The organism is Oscillospiraceae bacterium CM (assembly GCA_022870705.1).
Classification (GTDB): Bacteria; Bacillota; Clostridia; order Oscillospirales; family Oscillospiraceae; genus Sporobacter.
This window is the reverse complement of the sequence record CP072107.1, coordinates 357338-377633: the sequence shown is the minus strand read 5'-3', so window position 1 is coordinate 377633 and position 20296 is coordinate 357338. Positions and strand designations below refer to the sequence as shown.

General features: G+C 49.2%; 22 protein-coding genes and 2 pseudogenes. 13 read left to right on the top strand and 11 right to left on the bottom strand.

The features are described 5' to 3' along the window. Positions 1 to 3 precede the first annotated feature (3 nt). From IZU99_01955 to IZU99_01910, 10 genes and pseudogenes are all read left to right on the top strand, one after another. Entirely contained in the window at positions 4 to 399 is a 396-nt protein-coding gene (locus IZU99_01955) for a DUF4320 family protein (protein UOO38054.1), read from the top strand. Between the two features lie 50 nt (positions 400 to 449). Next, positions 450 to 1025 (top strand): hypothetical protein, encoded by a 576-nt coding sequence (locus IZU99_01950; GenBank protein UOO38715.1) that lies wholly within the window; start codon positions 450 to 452, stop codon positions 1023 to 1025. 97 nt (positions 1026 to 1122) lie between these two features. Continuing rightward, entirely contained in the window at positions 1123 to 1671 is a 549-nt protein-coding gene (locus IZU99_01945; GenBank protein ID UOO38053.1) for a hypothetical protein, read from the top strand. A gap of 72 nt (positions 1672 to 1743) precedes the next feature. Continuing rightward, positions 1744 to 3540, top strand: coding sequence for a hypothetical protein (locus IZU99_01940; GenBank protein ID UOO38052.1), 1797 nt, complete (start codon positions 1744 to 1746; stop codon positions 3538 to 3540). Positions 3541 to 3610: 70 nt separating this feature from the next. Beyond that, positions 3611 to 3946, top strand: coding sequence for a DUF3852 domain-containing protein (locus IZU99_01935; protein ID UOO38051.1), 336 nt, complete (start codon positions 3611 to 3613; stop codon positions 3944 to 3946). Between the two features lie 13 nt (positions 3947 to 3959). Beyond that, positions 3960 to 4796: a hypothetical protein gene (locus tag IZU99_01930; protein UOO38050.1), complete on the top strand. Its 837-nt coding sequence runs from the start codon at positions 3960 to 3962 to the stop codon at positions 4794 to 4796. Positions 4797 to 4828: 32 nt separating this feature from the next. After that, complete coding sequence (locus IZU99_01925) at positions 4829 to 5731, top strand: hypothetical protein (protein ID UOO38049.1); 903 nt, start codon at positions 4829 to 4831, stop codon at positions 5729 to 5731. A gap of 15 nt (positions 5732 to 5746) precedes the next feature. Beyond that, a complete protein-coding gene (locus IZU99_01920; GenBank protein UOO38048.1) occupies positions 5747 to 6115 on the top strand; it encodes a DUF4406 domain-containing protein in 369 nt (122 codons plus the stop codon). 12 nt (positions 6116 to 6127) lie between these two features. Continuing rightward, the gene (locus tag IZU99_01915; GenBank protein ID UOO38714.1) at positions 6128 to 6802 is read left to right on the top strand and encodes a DNA cytosine methyltransferase; all 675 of its coding nucleotides are present in this window, start codon (positions 6128 to 6130) and stop codon (positions 6800 to 6802) included. A 187-nt stretch (positions 6803 to 6989) separates the two neighbouring features. Continuing rightward, positions 6990 to 7646: pseudogene (locus IZU99_01910) on the top strand (cytosine methyltransferase). A 204-nt stretch (positions 7647 to 7850) separates the two neighbouring features. On the opposite strand, the gene IZU99_01905 reads toward IZU99_01910, so the two are convergent. Both IZU99_01905 and IZU99_01900 read right to left on the bottom strand, forming a co-directional pair. Then, a complete protein-coding gene (locus tag IZU99_01905; GenBank protein ID UOO38047.1) occupies positions 7851 to 8888 on the bottom strand; it encodes a tyrosine-type recombinase/integrase in 1038 nt (345 codons plus the stop codon). Then, a complete protein-coding gene (locus IZU99_01900) occupies positions 8882 to 9496 on the bottom strand; it encodes a tyrosine-type recombinase/integrase (protein UOO38046.1) in 615 nt (204 codons plus the stop codon). The genes IZU99_01905 and IZU99_01900 overlap by 7 nt, the downstream gene beginning before the upstream one ends. Positions 9497 to 9760: 264 nt before the next feature. Here IZU99_01900 and istA point away from each other — a divergent pair, with 264 nt between their 5' ends. From istA to IZU99_01885, 3 genes are all read left to right on the top strand, one after another. After that, a complete protein-coding gene (istA, locus tag IZU99_01895) occupies positions 9761 to 11296 on the top strand; it encodes an IS21 family transposase (GenBank protein ID UOO38045.1) in 1536 nt (511 codons plus the stop codon). Positions 11297 to 11310: 14 nt separating this feature from the next. Then, entirely contained in the window at positions 11311 to 12072 is a 762-nt protein-coding gene (locus IZU99_01890; protein UOO38044.1) for an ATP-binding protein, read from the top strand. 212 nt (positions 12073 to 12284) lie between these two features. Then, positions 12285 to 13082 (top strand): tryptophan-rich sensory protein, encoded by a 798-nt coding sequence (locus tag IZU99_01885; GenBank protein UOO38043.1) that lies wholly within the window; start codon positions 12285 to 12287, stop codon positions 13080 to 13082. Here IZU99_01885 and uvsE read toward each other — a convergent pair. The 9 genes and pseudogenes from uvsE to IZU99_01840 all read right to left on the bottom strand — a co-directional run bounded on the left by uvsE (position 13075) and on the right by IZU99_01840 (position 20211). Then, the gene (gene uvsE, locus IZU99_01880; GenBank protein ID UOO38042.1) at positions 13075 to 14325 is read right to left on the bottom strand and encodes a UV DNA damage repair endonuclease UvsE; all 1251 of its coding nucleotides are present in this window, start codon (positions 14323 to 14325) and stop codon (positions 13075 to 13077) included. The genes IZU99_01885 and uvsE overlap by 8 nt on opposite strands. Before the next feature lie 193 nt (positions 14326 to 14518). Further along, a pseudogene (locus IZU99_01875) lies at positions 14519 to 14734 on the bottom strand (hypothetical protein). 21 nt (positions 14735 to 14755) lie between these two features. Next, positions 14756 to 15406, bottom strand: coding sequence for a peroxiredoxin (locus tag IZU99_01870; protein ID UOO38713.1), 651 nt, complete (start codon positions 15404 to 15406; stop codon positions 14756 to 14758). 101 nt (positions 15407 to 15507) lie between these two features. Then, positions 15508 to 15726 carry a hypothetical protein gene (locus tag IZU99_01865; GenBank protein ID UOO38041.1) on the bottom strand — a complete coding sequence of 73 codons (219 nt, stop codon included), beginning with the start codon at positions 15724 to 15726 and terminating at the stop codon, positions 15508 to 15510. Between the two features lie 12 nt (positions 15727 to 15738). Continuing rightward, entirely contained in the window at positions 15739 to 16137 is a 399-nt protein-coding gene (mscL, locus tag IZU99_01860) for a large-conductance mechanosensitive channel protein MscL (GenBank protein UOO38040.1), read from the bottom strand. Between the two features lie 21 nt (positions 16138 to 16158). Continuing rightward, positions 16159 to 16563 carry a DUF4332 domain-containing protein gene (locus tag IZU99_01855; GenBank protein UOO38039.1) on the bottom strand — a complete coding sequence of 135 codons (405 nt, stop codon included), beginning with the start codon at positions 16561 to 16563 and terminating at the stop codon, positions 16159 to 16161. 116 nt (positions 16564 to 16679) lie between these two features. Further along, positions 16680 to 16949 carry a hypothetical protein gene (locus IZU99_01850; protein ID UOO38038.1) on the bottom strand — a complete coding sequence of 90 codons (270 nt, stop codon included), beginning with the start codon at positions 16947 to 16949 and terminating at the stop codon, positions 16680 to 16682. Positions 16950 to 16989: 40 nt separating this feature from the next. Continuing rightward, positions 16990 to 17847, bottom strand: coding sequence for a GGDEF domain-containing protein (locus IZU99_01845; protein ID UOO38037.1), 858 nt, complete (start codon positions 17845 to 17847; stop codon positions 16990 to 16992). A 174-nt stretch (positions 17848 to 18021) separates the two neighbouring features. Continuing rightward, positions 18022 to 20211 carry a leucine-rich repeat protein gene (locus IZU99_01840; protein UOO38036.1) on the bottom strand — a complete coding sequence of 730 codons (2190 nt, stop codon included), beginning with the start codon at positions 20209 to 20211 and terminating at the stop codon, positions 18022 to 18024. Positions 20212 to 20296 lie beyond the last annotated feature (85 nt).

Genomic DNA, 20296 nt, shown 5'->3' with positions numbered 1-20296 from the left:
GCTGTGCTGAAGAAACTGAAAGCCGGGAAACCCGGCGAAGGGTATATCGACGTGGTCGTGCTGATCCTCTGTGCCATGCTGGTGATTGGTCTTGCCGTGAAGGTGATGCCGGTTTACATTGCCAAGCACAATCTCGACACCTATGCAACAGAACTGGTGCGGGAGGCGGAGATCGCCGGTCAGGTCGGCAGCGCCACCAGCACCCGTGCCTCTATCCTTTCGGAACGCCTTGGGATCTCTCCGCAGGTCTCATGGTCCAGGACCGGACGCATCCAGCTCAACGAGGAAGTAACCGTCACTTGTAGAATCACGATGGACATCGGCTTCGGCGGGCTCGGCTCCTTCCCAGTGGAACTGGTGGCACAGGCGACAGGCAAAAGCGAGGTGTATTGGAAATGAGCAAGATCATGCCGTACCCACTCCGCATCGCCAAGTGTACCAAGAAAGCCATCCAGAGGCCAACAAAAAAGCAGTCGGAATCCAAAAACAACAAGCACTTTCTTCTGAAAGGCAAGCGCGGCGATGGGTTCCCTCTGACCATCGCTGTCACACTCTGCCTTCTGCTCATCATCTGCGGCATTTCCGAATACTTTCGGGTGACCATTATTGCACAGGGCGTTCGGGACGCCGTGCAGCAGTCGGTCATCAGCACCGTCAACGACAATTATGACGACGTCTACCACGCCGTCCGGGAGGGCTACGCAGCGGGATACTCGCCGACCGATGACGAGTCGTGGGAGGAAACCATTGATACCGGAAACATCTACGCGCAGCTTGCCGTAACGCTCGGCCTGACAGCCAACGGCAGCGACAGCTATTGCAGCTACGCCGGCGACGAGCTGGAGTACACCATATCCAACCTGTCGGTGACGCTCTCCAACAACGGTCTTGCCAGCGGGGAGAGCGAGGGCTATCTGGCGGACGCAACGCTGGTGCTGGAGGTGCCGTCCGGCTTTGCGGGAACAGTTTTGCCGCCTGTTCGGATGCTGCTCAAGGTACAGGCAAAATATATCCCAAAGTTCTAATAATTCTTTGCTTTTCCAATAGACTTCCGCACCCTTCTGTGGTAGGGTGCGAATTAGAGGGATATCCACAGAGATAAGAAAAGGAGGCAAAAACTCTATGAAAGATAAGACAAAACGCACATGGCTCATCGTGCTGGGCGTATTGGTCTGCGTGGCGCTGGCGATAACGATAGCAGGGCGATTCGCCTCACCGACGGCCACCGACCCTGAGCTGAATGGTGATACCGCCACAAGCACCGACCCCGTGGTAAATATCGATACGCCGGATAGCTCTGGCGTGAATGTACAGATCAACACCGGAAATCCAGTGACCGATCCTGCGGCCGGAGCCGACAGCGAGGGCACCGAGCAGACCATTCAGGCAGCGCCGGTCAAGCCCGACGCACCGGAGAATCCAACGCCTGTCGAGGACGACCACGGCGACGAGGATGTGCCGGAGTCGGAGCGCAACACCGAAACGCCACCCACCTACGCACCGGAGCAGACAACAGTGACCACTCCGTCCGACCCGCAGGGCGGCAGCACGAATGCAAGCGGTGCTGTGTATGTACCCGGCTTCGGATATATTGAAAGCAGCGGCGAGGGTACGGCAATCCAAGATGACTCAATATATGAGAATGGCAACAAAGTCGGCATCATGGACTAAAACCAGAAAAGCAACTACTTGGGAGCGCAGTCGAGAGGCTGCGCTCCTTCTGCACTCTAAGGAGGTGTTCTATTGAAACGAATACTATCAGCCATCCTCTGTGTCGTGATGCTGCTGTGTTTGACCGTTCCTGCTTTTGCCACCGGCGACCCGAACATTGATACGGGCGGCGGTGGCCTCGGCAACGGTTCAGAGGGTAACATCTGGTATGGAGATTCCGGCGTCCGGGTGACTATCGTGGATGCGGAAAGCCACACGCCAGTCTCATCATCTGTTGACCTCATTAAGCCCCCGGAGTATGTGTTGGCATGGAATAAATCGAACATCATTCACTTCGGAAAAGTCAGCAAACTCGAATATAATGCTGGCACAGGGTTAAGCCCTACCGTTGGAAGCTACACTTATATTGTTCCGTCTCAGACGCTTCCCAAAATAATCGCCACAAACAGTGGAACCGGAAGTATTGCTGCTATCAAGAGCTATTTTTGTGATGAACAGGTCTTGCGCGGTATTTGCAGCTACACCAATTTTGCCTATGAGGATCTCATCAGCGGCGATTATAAGCTGGTCATCGAACCGCTTGCTGCTTTTCTGTATCGCAGCGCGGCATTTGTCATGACTGCCACCGAAGCTGCGCTCTACGACCAGCAGGTGGGAGGCAAACTGAACGCATTGATGGGCAAGCTGACGCACAAAAACCTGCCCCTTGCGCTGTTTCTCGATACTTCTGACCTTGGATACCCTGCATGGAGCGGCAGCACAACGCAGAAAGTCAGCAACTCCGACATTCTATCTTCCCTCGGTATAGGCATCGTTCGATTTAGTGACGATATTGACCCCTATGTGCCCTCAGAGTTTGACTACGAATACCGCGTGGATACCGACGTCATCACCTCCGTGGAGGTGGGCGGTGGTCAGTCGGACCCGGACAACCCCGTCAGCGTCCAGTTTACCATTGAAGGAAGAACCTATACCGTGAGCGAGGTGTACTACCCGGAGGGCGACAGCCAGCTTGCGTGGGTAAAATGGCACACGCCCGATGAGCCGTGCGTGATCACCATTGGCGTATCGACAAGCGGTGGAGGCTGGACGCAAAGCACAGTAGTCTGCAATATCACCGACCTTGACGGTAACGACCCGCCGAACCCAATCGCCACTGACCGCAATGATGGATATTCGGCAAGCACCATGCCGACCAACGCAGAGGTCACCTCGACGAGCTGGGGCATCTGGTCTCCGTGGTGGCATGAATATTGGGAATGGGTCCCCAAATGGGAGAAGTGCTGGCACAGCTCTTGGGTAGATACATCCTATACCGATGCGGATGGCAATAGGGTCAGCGATGGCTATTGGGACGACTGGTATCATTGGGTGGACAATGGCTGGTGGGAGGATCACGGCTGGTGGGAGTTTGATTATAACAGCTATACTGCCAGTCTTACCGCAACCATGAGCATAACGCCTGACGACAAATCTCCCACTGCGACTGCCAACACCACCAAAAGCGGCTATGGCATACAGCAGAGCGTGAGCGCCAGAGTTCGCACCGACCAGTCTGCGGCAACCACTGCAGCGCAGAACGCCGTGACTTACTTCCCGGAGTTCGGCTACGAAACCTATTGGCGGCTACTGGACAGGACGCTCACCGGCAGAAGCTCAGAGTTTGAGTTCAAGACGAATCGCTACTCCACCTATAATCGCCGCACCCATTTCACGCCGCTCTGGTTCCCTGACGGAGCGTACACGCCCTATACATGGCTCCTCGACTGCTGGACGCCTGCGGGGATGCTCAGTATGAACATGACCGACAGCGTCACCATCCGGGGGAACTTGTGGGAGGAATGGCACATCGCCCCGGCAAAACCGTAAGCGCATCAACAAGGCCACCGAGAAATCTGTATCTCGGCGGCCTTTATTATTTAGGAAAGGTTTGAAATTTATGAAAAGCAAAAAGAAGCTCATCGTCGCAATCTGCCTTGTCCTTCTGGTCACTCTGTGCATGGCGACACCCGCTCTCGCTACAGGCGATGTTGCCGGAGCCATTGAGGGAACATGGAGCGATGCTTCCGAGCAGATCAAGCAGGTGGTCAACAATGTGGTGTTTCCAGCCATTGACCTCATCCTCGCAGTTTTCTTCTTCGCCAAGCTCGGTATGGCGTACTTCGACTACAGAAAGCATGGTCAGTTTGAGTGGTCAGGCCCTGCGATTCTGTTCGCCTGCCTCGTGTTTACACTGACCGCACCTCTCTATGTGTGGGATATTCTTGGAATGTGAGGTGACCCTCTGAATGAGTCATATAACACTGACTACCCGCAATGGAGATACGCGAGAACTGTCCCTGCCGCTCCATGCGGAAGAATTTATGGCAGGGTCGGTTTCGTACTATCTCGCCTACGGACAGGCGAAGGCGCATTTCGATACGCCGGACAAAGAACTTAATGAGGCGCTGACAGACCGCTTGCCCGAAGAAGTCGAGGGCGGCGTAAAGGAGTTGAGTCTGCTGGCATACATCCTCGACAGGAAAGATGCGGAATGGCTGGCACAGCTTAGAGACAACCTGCCGGAGAGTCCCGGCAGCATCGGTGAGCTCGTCCAAAGCGCCTACTCATCCTTCGAATGGGATCACCTGATGGAGCGTTACACGCGAAAGCTGAATCAGGATATTGAGAGCCAGCGCATGACCGGCGGCGAGCTCTTTGACCATGTTATGCAGTGCGCCAGAGAGAACGGCGACCTCGCCAATTTTGACGACATCTGCGATTATGTCCTGCCGGATGACCGGCACAAAGAGAAGCTGTGCAGCTATGAGTTCGATATGCTTCCAATCGTCAATTTCGGAGGCTCGGAGGGCATCTACATCGACTGCGGTCTGCGGGGAAAGTTTGACGAAAGTGGACGCGACTCCATCAGCGTCGGCACGATCAAGACACTTTCCGCCAATCTGGACGCCTGCAAGATTATGGGCGAGCTGTGCGGCGTGCTCATGTATCACGAAAGCAAGTATGTTAATGAGCACCTCACGCTGTTCGACTCCTCGGAGTCCATTGAGCGTATGCTCACGAAGCCGCTCCTGCTGGAACAGACGCAGGCAGAAGCGCTGCAGATGAGTGGTCAGCAGATGTGAATGGAGGCGCGGAAAGAGAGGTGATTTAGCAATTGTTTATATGGGATTTTCTGCTCGGCGACGTCATGGATCAGATCATCGATTGGGTCTACGGGCAGATAATTGGTTTTCTCGGGGACTTCTTTGCCCAAATGGGCAACATGGGTGTCGAGCTGTTCGAGATGAGCTGGGTACAGAGTATTGTGCTGTTTTTCTCTTATCTGGCATGGGCGCTCTATGGCGTCGGCCTTGTGGTGGCGACGTTTGAATGCGGCATTGAATACCAGAACGGACGAGGCAGCGTCAAGGATTCTTTGCTCAATGCCCTCAAGGGCTTTATGGCGGTTAATCTGTTTACCATTGTCCCGGTGAGGCTGTTCGAACTGTCCGTCAATTTGCAGACCAGTCTGACCTCTGGCATCACTGGTTACGGTAGCGGTATCGACACGCTGGCGACACAGATCATTGACAGTCTCAGTACGGCGGGAACAGCCGAGGAAGCGCTCAGCGCCGGAGTGTTCGGTGGGCTCGGTGCGATCACAAGCCCGATCCTGCTGCTGTTCATCATCATTATGATGGGCTACGCCGTGATCAAGGTGTTCTTTTCAAACCTCAAGCGCGGCGGCATCCTGCTCATCCAGATCTCGGTGGGCTCTCTGTATATGTTCAGCGTTCCCCGCGGCTATATGGACGGCTTCATTCAGTGGTGCAAACAGATCATCGGTCTGTGCCTGACCACCTTCCTGCAAGCCACAATTTTGGTAGCGGGGCTGATGGTCATACCCGACCACTGCCTTCTGGGGCTTGGACTCATGCTCTCAGCCGGAGAGGTGCCGCGCATCTGCGGAGCGTTCGGTCTGGACACCAGCACCCGCGCCAATATCATGAGCGCGGTCTACACCGCACAGGCGGCGGTCAACACGACGCGCACCATCGTGCAGGCCGCACCAAAGTAAAGAAACGGAGGCAATATGAAACTCATTTATATAGCGTCCCCCTACGCCGGGGACGTTGAAGTCAATACGGAATTTGCCAAGGAAGCGTGCCGGTTCGTGATGAGCGAAGGGCACGCTTTTTTTGCGCCCCATCTGCTCTACTCGCAGGTGCTGGACGAGGGTAACCCCGCCGACAGACAGCTCGGCCTAACTATGGGGCAGGAAGCTCTTTCCAAGTGCGACGAGCTGTGGGTGTTCGGTGAAACCATCTCCGAGGGGATGCAGGGCGAGATTGACGAAGCGCGACTGCTCGGCATTCCCACAAGATATGTGCAGACACAGAGTATGGCAGAAAGAGAAAGGCCGTTTGCGGGAAGGCATCCCTTCTGCTCCATGCGTTTGTAAGCTATGCTGACGATGGGAAGCCTTTTCGATGGGATCGGAGGGTTTCCCTTGGCTGCGGTACGCAACGGAATAATACCCTTGTGGGCGAGTGAAATCGAAGCCTTTCCCATCGAGGTAACACAAGTGCGATTCCCTGACATGGTTCATGTCGGGGATATCACGAAGTTGGACGGAGCAATACTGCCACCCGTAGACATCATTTGCGGCGGAAGCCCGTGCCAGGACTTATCCGTAGCCGGAGCCAGAGCAGGACTTGCCGGTGCGCGATCCGGCCTCTTTATGGAGCAATGCCGCATCGTAAAGGAGATGAGAGATGCAGACATACAACGAGGTCGAACAGGTCAGTCTGTTCGACCCAGATTTATGGTCTGGGAAAACGTCCCCGGAGCCTTCTCCAGCGGGGTGCCAAAGGGCGAGGACTTCCGCATCGTCCTCGAGGAAATCGTCCGAATTAAAGTACCAGGCGTATATGTCCCTCGACCTGACGCCGGGAGCTGGGAATCTGCTGGGCGAATCATATTGGGAGATGCTTTCTCCCTGGCGTGGCGATGCCTTGATGCTCAACACTGGGGTGTCGCCCAGAGAAGAAAAAGAATCTTTCTTGTCGCAGATTTTGGAGGCCTCGCCGCAGAGAAAATACTATTTGACCAAGACAGCCTGTCTGGGAATCCTGCGCCGGGCCCGTGAGCGCGGCAAGGAGCTGCCGGAGCAGCTCAAGACGGCATTGGAGATACAAGCGCGAGTCACAGAAGAAGATATCGGAACAGATGAGCCGACCGGATTTGACGGATACAAAGGCAACCTCACAAGCGAAGTCTCTTCCACTCTTGGTGTGAACTGCGGGATGTCGACAGGGCGAAACGGCGTCATTGCCCCGGTTGCCTTTGCCGCCAACCAGCGTGATGAGGTGCGGGATCTCCATGACATTGCCGGTGCCTTGGGCGCTCAGCCGGGGATGAAGCAGCAGACCTTTGCTGTAGAAGGATGCCTGACCCCGTGGGACACTCAGCAGGAGCGCATCTTCACCCCGGAGAGCAAAGCGCCGACGCTGGCCGGAGCAGACGGTGGCGGCGGGAGAAATCCCGCAGGTCTGGTATTTGCGGCAGGCTTCTCCGCAGGTCAGGGTGCAGCGGCGGGAGGCATTGGGTATCAAGAGGAAATCGCGCCGACGCTCAAGGCTGCGGAAAGCGGCTCCAACATGGTGCCGTCCATCATGTGTCTGATGGATCAGGGCGGAGCACAAATGTCCTGCACCGAGGATAAAACAGGAACGCTGCGGGCACAGGAGCATGGTCACCAGCCACTCGTCTTTGAAAATCACGGCATCGACAGCCGCTACACCGGACCTCATGATGTCGCTCCGACCATGTCGGCCCGATACGGCACAGGTGGAAACAATGTGCCGCTCGTCAGTCAGGAGCCGGACAACTTCTGCATCGCCGGCAACATCATCGACAGGCAGGTCAAAAACGGCGGCAACGGTCTCGGTTGTCAGGAGGACATCGCATACACCCTGACTGCGACCGACCGCTTATCTGGATGTCCGGATAAGCGGTCTAATCCCGAGGGTTGACTTATCCCGATGTTGTCAGGTAAGGGCGGAGCTACTTGTTGAGAATCAAGTATGTGTTTTTCCGTTGTCATTATAAAACCTCCAGATAATAATATTAAAAGTGGTCGGGTAGGCTAATGCCGACTCGGCCACTTTTGGACTGAATCATATTGTTTCAACAGACTATGCAAGACCATACAAACGCTTGATCATCTGCTCGTCATTTTCCCAAATCGGCTCGATTGTAGCATTGGCTTCACATTTATCCGTAATTTTTTGTATGGCTTGCCTTTTCATTTCAGTATCGGCCCAGGCATAGATCCGAGTAGTGTTTACATCGGCATGTCCGAGAAACTCAGAAAGTAAAACCAAAGGCATGCCGCCCCGATACAAGTGCATCGCTCTGGAATGGCGTAGCTGGTGTGGGTGAACTCTATCCGGAATCTCTGAGCACATTTTTTTACCGGTCTCTCCGTATTTACGCATAAACAGAGAAACGGCATCCGAAGACATTTTGTTTCTGTGGCCATGAGAAATTGTGTAGAACAGAAAATCCTCATCTTTCCTTGATATTGCAGGATGAGCTGTATTAAGGTAATTCTTCAGGTGCCCAGCAACTTTGGTCGAAATTGGTAGTTTTCGCATTTTAGTCCCTTTACCTGTAAGATAAACAGACGGGGTATTTTGCTGCAATTCCAAATCGCCAATCCGCAAATCCAACAGTTCCTGACACCGTGCGGCAACGTCATACATTAAAATCATAAAACAAAAATCCCGAAAACCTGTTGTATTCTTAGTGTTAGGTTGCAGAAATAATGCTTCGAGAGCAGGCAAACTCATGAATTCCACTACCTTACCGTGGGCTTTTTTAACGGGTACGTTTGCTAACTCGACCTGGAAATAGACCTTTGCCGGATCGACAATGCTTGAATATTTCGCAAAAGAGCGGATCGCCATCAAGCGCAGATTTACAGTTTGAGGTGAGCATTCCCGCGAAACTGTGAGCCAATCCAAAAAGCCGCAGACATTTGTATAAGTCAGATCATCGAAACCTATCTGAGCATACCCAAGGCCAAGTTCTTCCTTAAAATATTGAAGCAGGAGACTCAATGATTCCCGATAGGATTTTTGCGTATTTTTGCTGTAGTTTTTTTGTTTGAGTAAATATATCTCAAGAAAATTTTTAATTGTTTTGAAAAAGCGTTCGTCTTTCATCAGCATCGCTCAACCTCCGGAATCATTTCTACGTAATCTTCAAGGTGAAGATCTGACATTTGTGGGAAAAATTCAGGCACCAGATGAATGTAATAGGCGGTGTCAGATAGATTTTTGTGTCCCATATACTCGCTGAGATAAGCAAGACAGGCATTGACATCCTGTCCTTCCTTCATCCATTGATACAAACGATGTGTGGCAAATGTATGGCGGAGATCATAAAGTCTGGGTTCGTTCCCTGCGCAATGGCGATATAGTCCGGCCTCAATCAAAAATTTCCTGAAGGTGGGAATGATCCACTCTTGGGAATACATCCCCTCTCCGCGACTGCTTGGACTGGGGAAGAAGAATCTTCTTCCCGGATAGATCAACCCAACTTTTTTAGAATACCGGCGGCACAATTCCAGTATTGAGCCCGAAAGCATGACGATGCGGTCTTTATGACCTTTGGATTCCAGTATTTTTACACAGCCAGTATTAAGATCAACATCTTCCGGACGTAGGCGACGAGCTTCAATTGGCCTTAATCCGCAGCAGTAAATCATTCTGAACATCACGGAAACAACTAAGTGCTTTGCTGGCGTTCGGGTTGATGGTTGGCATTGGTCAATCACACTAAAAATGGTAGATAGTTCCTCTTTGCCAAAGACTAACCAAACGGAGCAGAATCGGGGTAAGAACTATAAAAAGTAAGACGATTTCCGTACAGAGGGGCTTACAAATTGCCAGTAATTATATTATAATATGAGTAATTTTGCGTGATCCGGCCAGGAATCGCATAACATCGGGCCAAGGTTCGCATGACATCCGGCCAGCGTAGTGACACCCAAAACCGCGCCTTGTACAATGGACAAAACCAACGTACAGGGGGCAGGGTAATGAGGTGTACAGAGAAAATGAGAATTATGGAGATTTTGCGGCTGTGGGAGATGGGACTCACGCAGCGGGAGATCGCAGAAAGCGTTAAATGCGGGAAGAGTACCGTGGGCGAGATCCAGCACCGCTGTACGGAGGCAGGGCTGAACTATGACCATGCCACAACCATGACCAACAATGAAATCCGGGAACTGCTGTATCCGGATTCTTTCGGAAAGAAATCCAGCGTACCAGACCCGCCGTGGGAAGGCATCCACAAAGTCCTCCAAAGCCGAGACAACCGCAAAAACATGCGCTACATATGGGAGCAGGATTATGCCAGCTCCATGAGCTACAGTCAATTCTGCCGCCGATACAAGGACTGGAAGGACGAGGCCGGCAAGAATGTGGTTATGTCCATCAACCGTGAGCCCGGCAGAGAGCTTTTCGTGGACTGGGTCGGCGACACGCTGGACTGCGTAGTGGATGAATCCACGGGCGAGCTGCTTACCGCCCACTTCTTCATCACGACGCTTGGAGACAGCTCCTACCCGTTTGTGGAAGCCTTCCCGGATGAGAAGGCGGATAAGTGGATCAAAGGCCATGTAGATGCCTTGGGGTGGTATGGCGGCGTGCCGAAGATTATTGTCCCTGACAACACCAAAACGGCGGTTACCAGCGCCCGGTATTACGATCCGGAGATCAACAAGGCATATTGGAGTTTTGCACAGCACTATGCCGTTGCCGTCGTCCCCGCCCGGATTCGCAAGCCGCGGGACAAAGGTTCTGTTGAATCCGGCGTGGGCTGGCTGGAGATCTGGCTGCTGGAATGGCTTCGCGGCCAGGTGTTCTATTCGTTCCGGGAACTCAACGCAGCCATCAAGAAGCGGGTCAGACAGCTCGCTGCCAAACCGTTTCAAAAGAGACAGGGTTCCCGGGAGAGCGTATTTCTTGAGATAGACAAGCCGGCGCTTCGGCCTCTTCCGGCGCAGCCCTATGAGTTCGCCGAGTTCATTGACCGGCGGGTGCCGGACAACTACCACGTGGCGTGGGACGGCTTCTACTACTCGGTTCCCTACACCCTGTACAAGCAGACGGTGACACTGCGCATATCCGGCAATGTCATTGAAATTCTCGATGAAAACGGCGACAGAGTTGCCACCCATGAGCACCGCTATTCCGGAAGCCGTTATGTGACCATCTTGGAACATATGCCGCCCAACCACCAGCATCAGGTCAAGTTCAACGGTTTCGACGGTCGTAGATATTCCGACTGGGCCCAAAAGATCGGAGAAAACACCACCGCCGTCATAGACAGGCTTCTGAAACAGCAAGCCGTCGAAGAACAGGCGTATCGTTCCTGTATGGGCATCCTCCAGATGAGTCAAACTTACGGGAATGAGCGTCTCGAAGCCGCCTGTGCCATGGCGCTCGGTATGCATGCCGCCAACTACACCACCATCCGGAACATTCTGAAGAACGGACGGGATACCGGCAGCGTTCCCTCGGCAAAGCCAACCCCCGAACATGAAAATCTGCGCGGCAACGTGTGGCAGTGAGAGGGGGTGAGAAAATGATCAATCAGACTCTGGAGAAGCTTCAGGCCATGAAGCAGGCAGCTATGGTTGCCGAATACCGCCGCCAGCTCGAAACCGGCGCGATGAATGAGCTGAGCTTCGAAGAACGCCTCGCTATGATTGTGGATGCGCAGTGGCTGTCCCGGCAGAACGCCCGGTTAAAACGGCTGCTTCACACAGCGAACCTCCGCGATACTTCGGCGACGCTCTCCGACCTTTCCTACAAGCCGGAGCGAATGCTGGATAAGAATAAAGTGGCGCGGCTTTCGGATCTGCAATGGATACGGGAAGGGCGGAACCTGTTGGTTACCGGACCTACCGGAACGGGAAAGACCTATCTGGTCAGCGCCTTTGGGCGGGAAGCCTGCCGGGCGGGCATGACCGTCCGCTGTTACAAAATGAGCAGGCTGCTCCTGAACCTGTCTGTCGGGCGCGGCGACGGAAGCTATGAAAAGCTGATCGGCGATTTGAAGAAACCCGATCTTCTGATCCTGGACGATTTCGGGCTTGAAACGCTGCAGCCCCTGGCCTGCCTGGACTTGTATGAAGTCGTGGATGAACGAAGGGCTCAGAAAAAGGCAATCGCCATCTCGGCACAGTTTCCAGTCAGCATGTGGTACGGCACGTTTGCCGACAAGACTATTGCCGACGCCATTATGGACCGACTCGTTACCGGCTCTGTCCGGTTCGAGCTCGGCGGTCCGACCATGCGGGACGATCCTGCAAAATTATACTCCGCTGATGACACGGCCAACTGACCGTGCTATACTGCAAAAAACAATACAGCGTCACTATGCTAAACCGGCGGTCATTGCCGGCCGGATGTCATGCGACATCTGGCCGGATCAGATGCGAACCTTGGCCGGATGCCGGAGAATACGCAATAATACAAGCATAAAATTTTAGGTTGTTTTTATTATGTCAGTAAATTAATAATATTACTATTTAACATCATTGAAGGAGGATTAATATGGACAGGACAAAAAAAGCGTGGATTAATGGCATATTTTTGGTAGTCACTCTGATTATCAATACACTAGGTGCTATTGGTCTAATAAACGGTCTCTCACAAAAACAAATTTCGGACATGTATCTTACTCTAATAACACCTAGCCCTGCCACCTTCAGTATTTGGAGTGTAATCTATTCATTGCTCATTATCTCTATAATTGTAATGATCTTCAGAAAAAATGACCCATATTATCAGAGTGCTGTTGACCAGATTAGCACCCTTTTCTGTATTTCCTGTGCATTCAATATCGCTTGGATTATTTCTTTTTCCTTTGTGTTGGTTGAGTTATCTGTGCTTTTCATTCTTGCATTTGTCGTCACATTATCCTTGCTTTGCCAGAGGCTTCTAAAGATCCATGAAAAGAAGCGTTGGCTGCTGCCTTTAAGCTTCGGAATTTACACTGGCTGGTTGTTTATTGCGACTGTCGTTAATATTGCTGCGGCGCTCGTCAAGATGAATTGGAACGGATTTGGAATAGCCGACAATGTATGGGCAATTGTTATACTTATTATAGCAGTCTTATTGGTCATTGTGGCCCAATTAAAAAACCGTAGTGCTACTTTTTCGCTGCCAATTGCATGGGCTTATTTTGGTATCTATCAATTCTTGAAATCATCGGAAGGGTTTAAAGGAGAATTCGCTCCGCTGCAAACCACTGCGCTTGTAGGAATGGTTGTCTTGATAGGTGCGGCTGCCATCCGGCTATATCGAAATCATTTTTCGTTGCTCCCGGCGACAAATGACAACATCAAATAAAATAATAGGAATTGAGCAAATACTCCTGCTTATATTTATCTGCCAGCTTGAATAAAAACCGTTTCAAAGAAACCATTGATGAGCCACTTTTTTGACAAAGTTGCAAAAGGTTAAAAAATCGTTCTTTCTCTTTGGTGCTTGCCATGCCCTTGAAATAACCCCAGACATGTAATGCGGCATTGACCCCATTTCCTGTAACGGCCTCCTGCGCATAGGCATGTTCAATTGCTTGGTAAAACACAATTGCAGGGTATGAAGTTTTGTCCTTTAAAAGCTGCCTTATCTTTTTGTAATGATTTGGCGATTTCTCAAGTACAGCGTATTTATATCTACTCCACTCGAGCTCTAATATTTTTATGTTATTATATGACGTACAGTTAATGCATTTAATTGCCGAGAGGTTTTTATCCTTGACTTCAAGCATGATATCTGGTTTGTTTTCGCCAAGGCCTGCAAAAAAATCCAGGAACTCAGCTACGGAAATACTCTCGGAATGAGAACCAGAGCTTTTGTGTAAATCCTGCTGCGAATAGTGAACTTTTTGTCTGCCAGCCTCATGCTTCCAAGATGCTGAACACTGTGAAATCCAATAGTAATCTTTTTTTGAAGGGTCGCAGCAATTGACCTTATTATGAAGATTATCATAAACGACGGGAATCCCAAGGCGTGAACCCAGCTCCATTACATCGCCGATATGGTAGGCCTTGTCGTCATTTTCTATTACTAGACGCCGTTTGATAGAATCATCCAGATCTTTATAACGTTCCGAAAAACGCATCATTGCCTCTTTTTTGTTTCCGTACGCGCCTCCAACATGTAGAATGATTTTATTGGTGAAATCTACTTCCAGACTGTCCATGAGCGCTGAATGATAAGCGAGGTCATCAACCGCACGTTCTGCCACCTGCTTGTCTGACGAATTCAGTACAGTATATTGCCCTGGATGCATTGAAACCCGAATGCCTGCTTTTCTGACACGGCTCCCGAGTCTGGAAATCTCTTCCTTAAAAACGCTCCTCCATTGCAGCGCGTTGGCCGGACTTGAACCGAAGGGGATAATATCAGAGCTGATCCGGAAAAGGCGGACGTTATTCGCATCATTATACTCAATGATGTTTTTAAGAGACGTTAAATTATGCCGAATCAATTCGGCCAGCTTTTCATCATTGGCGTTTTTCAGCAGACATCCTTTTATGCTAGTGTTTGGTACACCAACGGCCAGGCAAGCATAACCAATACTCATGATTTACCTCATAATAACTTATTAACAAGCAACTTTTTCATACAACTACCAGAATGGCGAAGGAAGCCACATTCCTTCGCCATTCAAACTGTTCGTCCCAGGTAGGCTATACGATTTGGATTTTCTTACCCTTCGGGTCTCCTTTGAAAGCTTCTATCGCATGCTCCCAAGCCTCAAGGCCAATATCCTCATTATAGTATAAAGGAACTTCGTTCAGATGAGCTAGTGCAATCTTTCCCGTCATAAGCGGGTCATCACTGGTTACATTGGTTTCAAAATCAACAACACCATGCTCAAGTTCTATGTTCAAGCCTTCCAAATACTCTTCGGGTGTAAACTTTACTTTGCTGAAATCAATCCCCAGCTTGGCTGCAATTTCATTTGCTTCAGTTAATGTGAACTTCTTCATTTTAAAATCTCTTTTCTGTGGTTATTTCTTTTCCTTATTGAAGCAAAGGAACCAGTCGAGACAGTATTTATTCTCGTCCTTGCTCTCCATTCTTTCCTTTGCAACACCGCAAGAGCCGGGGGTCGGGATAATGGTATCGTCACCGGGTCTCCAGTTTGCGGGTGTTGCAACCGAGTCCTTATCAGCCTTTTGAAGCCCGAGAATAATTCTCTTGATCTCTTCAAAATTTCTGCCAAGAGAGGCAGGGTAATAAAGGATAGTACGAATAATACCCTTCGGGTCAATAAAGAATACTGCTCGTACAGCTTGTGTTGTCGACTGGGACTGTATCATTCCGTACTTTTTGGCTACATCCATTTTAATATCTTCAATGAGTGGGAATTTAACCTCAACGTTTTTCATACCCTTCCACTCAAGTTCCTGAATCTTTCGAAGCCATGCGATGTGCGCATATAAGGAATCAACCGAAAGACCTACAAGCTCAGTGTTCAATTCCTTGAACTCGTCCGCCATTGATGCAAAGGTCATGAATTCAGTGGTGCAGACAGGGGTAAAATCTGCCGGGTGTGAGAAAAGAATAACCCATTTCCCTTTGAAATCTTCCGGGAACTTGATCGGCCCCTGGGTGGTCACAGCTTCAAAAGCTGGAGCAGTGTCACCGATTAAAGGCATTCTGTAATTAGTATCCTCCAAGATATAACATCTCCTTTTCATTTAATAAACGGGAGTTAATATCTGTGATGCTATGCTTCCGCCACTTCTGCCCGTCACGGCTAAAACAATTTCTTAATAGAACCCAGCAGGCCGCCCGCCTGATCTAAAGATACCTTTGCCTTTACGCCATCAATGAGAGCTTTAATCTGATCATCGGGTAGATCGATCCCAAGAACAGATTCGATTGCCTTCACCGGATCACTGGAGAACTTGGATGCAAAGTCATTGTCCGACTTAACCTTGTCCACAAGCTTTTCTATTTTTCCTTTTATGTCCATGTTTCCTACTCCTTACTGTTTTGTTCTCAGCAGGTCGCGAATTTCTTCAAGTAATAGAACTTCCGGAGCAGGTGCCGGCGGAGCCGAGGGTGCTTCTGCTTCTTTCTTTTTTCTGGATGCTAGGAGTTTAATAAACAGGAAAATAGAAAAAGCAATAATAAGGAAATCTACGATTGCTTGAATGAACGAACCGTAAAGGATAGCCACTTCTGCAATATCGCCGCTTGCAGGTGTGATAACATATTTTAAATCAGTGAAGCTTACCCCACCCAAAATAACGCCAATTACAGGCATGAGGATATCATTTACTAGAGATGAGACGATTTTGCCGAACGCTCCACCAATGATTACGCCAACGGCCAGGTCGATGACATTTCCTTTTAATGCAAACTCTTTGAATTCTTTCAGCATTTGAACACCCTCTTGATTTTTTTAGTACTGCAGAATACGGGGCAGCGCTGCCGCTTGTTTTACCCAATCTTCAACCTGCGCCTCTGTAGGCAATTTCCTTACGAGAGATTTGGCATCGTTGGTTTCCTGCATCTTTTTGAAAAGGTTTTCAGCTTTGCGCATTGCCAGCTCGGGGACGGTATCAACGCCGGCAGCTTCCAGCAATTCAGCATATTCTCCGCCGATGCCCTTGATACGGGCAAGATCGGCATGGTTTGCCCACTTGAGAATCAGCTTTTCAGAAATCCCTGTTTTTTCAGCGAGTTCAGTTCTTCCGTTTTTTGTCGCGCAAGTATCCAGTAGTGCTTCGATTGACTTTACTCCAGCCGCTTCCAACTTGGTCTCATAGGTCTCTCCGATTCCCTCAATAATGCTTAGCTTTGACATCTTTCTTACCCCTTTCAAAATTATTTTGTATTTTATGCCGAATAATGTAACCTAAGCACATCATAACACAAGCATAATAAACAATCCATCCAAATATGTAATTCATGAACTTTAATTTAATGAGGAAACAGTATTTCTGCTGCTATCCAAAGAACAACCAATAGGCCAAGGACAACAGAGAGCAGTGTCAGCAAAGATCTGTCTTTGTTTATTATCATTGAGCTAGTTCCTAAAACAAAGCCTATCACTCCTAGGCCGGCGATAGCTGGAGTTGGGAAAGGAATGCTGTAAGTATAATATTTTAAGATCATCATGACAATAAAAAGCAGAGTAAAACATGACGCATATTTTCCTGCTTTCGCTTTTGGCCAAAGCCGAATATTCACAACTCATCACCGCCTTTTTTTGGATTTTCCACGCATGTATTTACTGCATCGTGCAATTTTTTCCGTTTCTTTTAGCTTCGTACATTTTTTTATCAGCGAAAGATATTACTTCAGCCGCAGTCATTTCTTTTTGCCCGGAATATATGCCTAGCGAAACGGTCGTCCCTATTTTCTTATTTTGCAAAATAACTAGTTCAGCTACTTTATTTCGTACTCTTTCAGCAATTTCAAATGCCTCATTTGCATCGGTTTTGTTTAGGCAAATCAAAAATTCATCGCCGCCATATCGAGCCACCCAATCGGTATCAGAACGGATTGATCGCATTATGATATCAGCAACGTCTATCAGGACTTTATCTCCGAATGCATGTCCTAGTGAATCATTTATTTCTTTCAAATTATCAACATCCAAAAATATTACTGACATTGGCAACTGCTCGACAAAAGCCTTCACAATATCTTTCGATAGACGCTCATCGACATACCGCCTGTTAAATAAGTTCGTCAGTTCATCCTTCAAAGCCAAACTGTTGCTTGGATCAGAATAATCTTTAGGGTTAATGGACAGGCTGTTGGAAACATTCTTTAACAACTCAATTACCAATTTTTCACCTGAGATTTCTATTGGAAAAGCGGTAATAAGAAAAGTGGGACCACCCATATGCACCAATCTCATAACACACGTATTTTCTTGAAATGCTTTTGTTGCAATGGAGTCATCACTTATCAAGTCGTACGTCCAATAGTCAAAAGAAATATTGCCCAATCCATAATCGGAATTGTCAGAGCGACCAATTGTTCTTTTATTAACAGGGTCAATTATTCTTAGGGCATCGTAAAGTTTGCGATACCGTTCAAGCTCGTCTTCTATTTTAGATAGTAAGATATCATTAGTCATGGGGAATTCTTCTTTCTGCAACAGATGTTAGATATTGTTATGTGGGAACAGCAATGAGAGGCTATAAAAAGCTCCTCTAACTGCTGTTCCCGTTGCTGCTTGCTTGATTCTAACCACCATACAATAACATACCTACAGCCTGTGGTTTAATGGAAAACAGCTGTCGGCAAATCATTAATCTATCGCGTTATAGGTTCTTACAGTCATAAGGATTGCCGCCTCCCGAGCAGCCATCCCGAAGCCGGCTGTGGTCTGCGCCACGGTAATTGGCTTCGGCATGAAGTTGCCCGCAGTGTCGCCCTTGATGATGCCGAGCTTCGACATGTACTTGGCTCCATCCACAGCCCAAGTGGAAATGTCCTTTTGATCGGGGAAATCATTCACACCCAAAACGCTGTAATCGGCGTTTGGCGCGATGGCTTTGATGGCCCTGAACAGCATTGTGGCGCACTGTTCTCTATTGATCAGCGTTTTGGGGGAGAAAGTCGTGGCCGATGTGCCCGTCGTGATGCCCAGCTTATAGGCCTTAAGGATTTGGCTGTTCGTCGTATCTGTAAAGGGGTTCGGAGTCATAGGAGATGCTGTCGTTCCCGTCATCTTTTCATACAGCAACACAGCAAGTTCACAGAATTCCTCACGGGTAATGGATTTGGTCATATCGGCGCCTTTAAGAATATCGGGAATAAGACCCAGCCCGTTTGCCTCCTTCAGTTCGGGTACGGCCCATGCGCTGGCGTTGGAGTAAAAGCTGTCAGTGCCGGGTAAGATTGGAAGCACTTCCTTCGGAAGCAGGTCGGGGGCTTCGTCCTCTGTAGGCGCCGGTATCAATGGCAAGGTAAAATCCGGCCTGGGAATTGTCAGAGGAGGAGTCTGTGGATCTGATGAGGGAATCGGGAACGTGATGGGTGTCCGGACCTTAATAATAGGCAGATCAGAATACGCAAGGTACCCTTTTGTGGGATATCCGTACCATGTCGGTGTAGTCCAGCCTTCTTTCCCAAAAGGATAGTAAATGGTAAAGCCTTCGGATGTGTTCCAAAAGAGTTCAATGCCGATTGACGGCGCGTTGCCGGTGAATCTTGCGTCGGCGAGATTTGAGCAGCTCTGAAATGCTTTTTTGCCTATCTTGGCAACGTTGGACGGGATCGTAACAGTGGACAGATTGGAACAGCCAGAAAAAGCATAGTTGTTGATCAGTTCAACAGTCTCGGGTATTGCTATAGACGAAAGCGCAGTGCATCCGGAGAAAGTACCACTTTGGATTTCTTTGAGGCCAGCCGGAAGGTTGATCGACGCTAGATTTATGCATTCTGAAAAAGCGTTATGTTCGATTGTTTTCACTGTAGAAGGGATCACAATGCTTTTCAGACTGGAACATTTATAGAAAGCTTCTGCCGGAATCAGTTCCAGCTTGGCTGGCAAAGTAACATTTGTCAACATCTTGCTGCCCTTAAAGCAATCAACGTATAGTTTTGTCGTGCTTCCCAAGAATTCAACCGTGGTCAAGCTTTCGCAATAGCGAAAAGAACCATATACGAAAACTACACTCGCAGGCACGGTTACCTTTTGTAAATACCGGCTCCCGGAAAATGCACCATGAGAAAGATACAAGACGCCATCGGGAACGCTGAAGGTTATATCTGGTTTTGCCGGAGGATACAGGAGAAGGTCTTTTTTATCCTTAGTGTATAGCACCCTGTCGATGCTTGCGAAAGCGGGATTTTCCGGCACAACATTGATTGCTTTCAGATTATTGGTTTCATGAAAGAATAAAAAATCCGTTAGGTTTTTGGGGAAGGTTATGGAGGTCAACCCAGAGCCATGAAAAGCATAGGAATCCAAAAAAGTGAGGTTATCCGGAAGAGTGATACTTGTAAGTTTTGAGCATAATGCGAAAGACTCACCCTCCAACCTTGTTAGTGTCGAGGGAAGGGTTACATTGACAAGGTTTGTGCAATTATAGAAAGACATGTCTTTAAGCGTGGTGACTCCCTCGGGGATAACTACATCAGTAAGTGTTTTATTCCCGTTGAATGCCATGATGCCGATTACTTTGACCGGACTTCCGCCTAATTGTGACGGGATCACTACTTTTGAAGCGGTTCCTTTGTATTTCGTAATCGTTGCGGCACCATTGGATAAAGTAAAATCATACTCCGGGGAAATTAAAGGCGGCAATGTCGTACCGTCGCCCGGCTGAATCGGAGTTATTGGAGTAATCGGCGTAATTGGTGTTATCGGCTGAGTCGGTGTGATTGGCGTAATTGTAATGCCATATGCAGGGGTAACAAGTGCTGAGAAAAGCAGCAGTGTGGATATCAACAATACAGTGTACCGTTTTAGGGACAGATTAATCATTTTCATGGCACAGCTCCTTTCGATCATATACATTCACCTATATAGCATTTAATGAGGAAAATCATCTTTCAAATATATTAAAACACTTTGT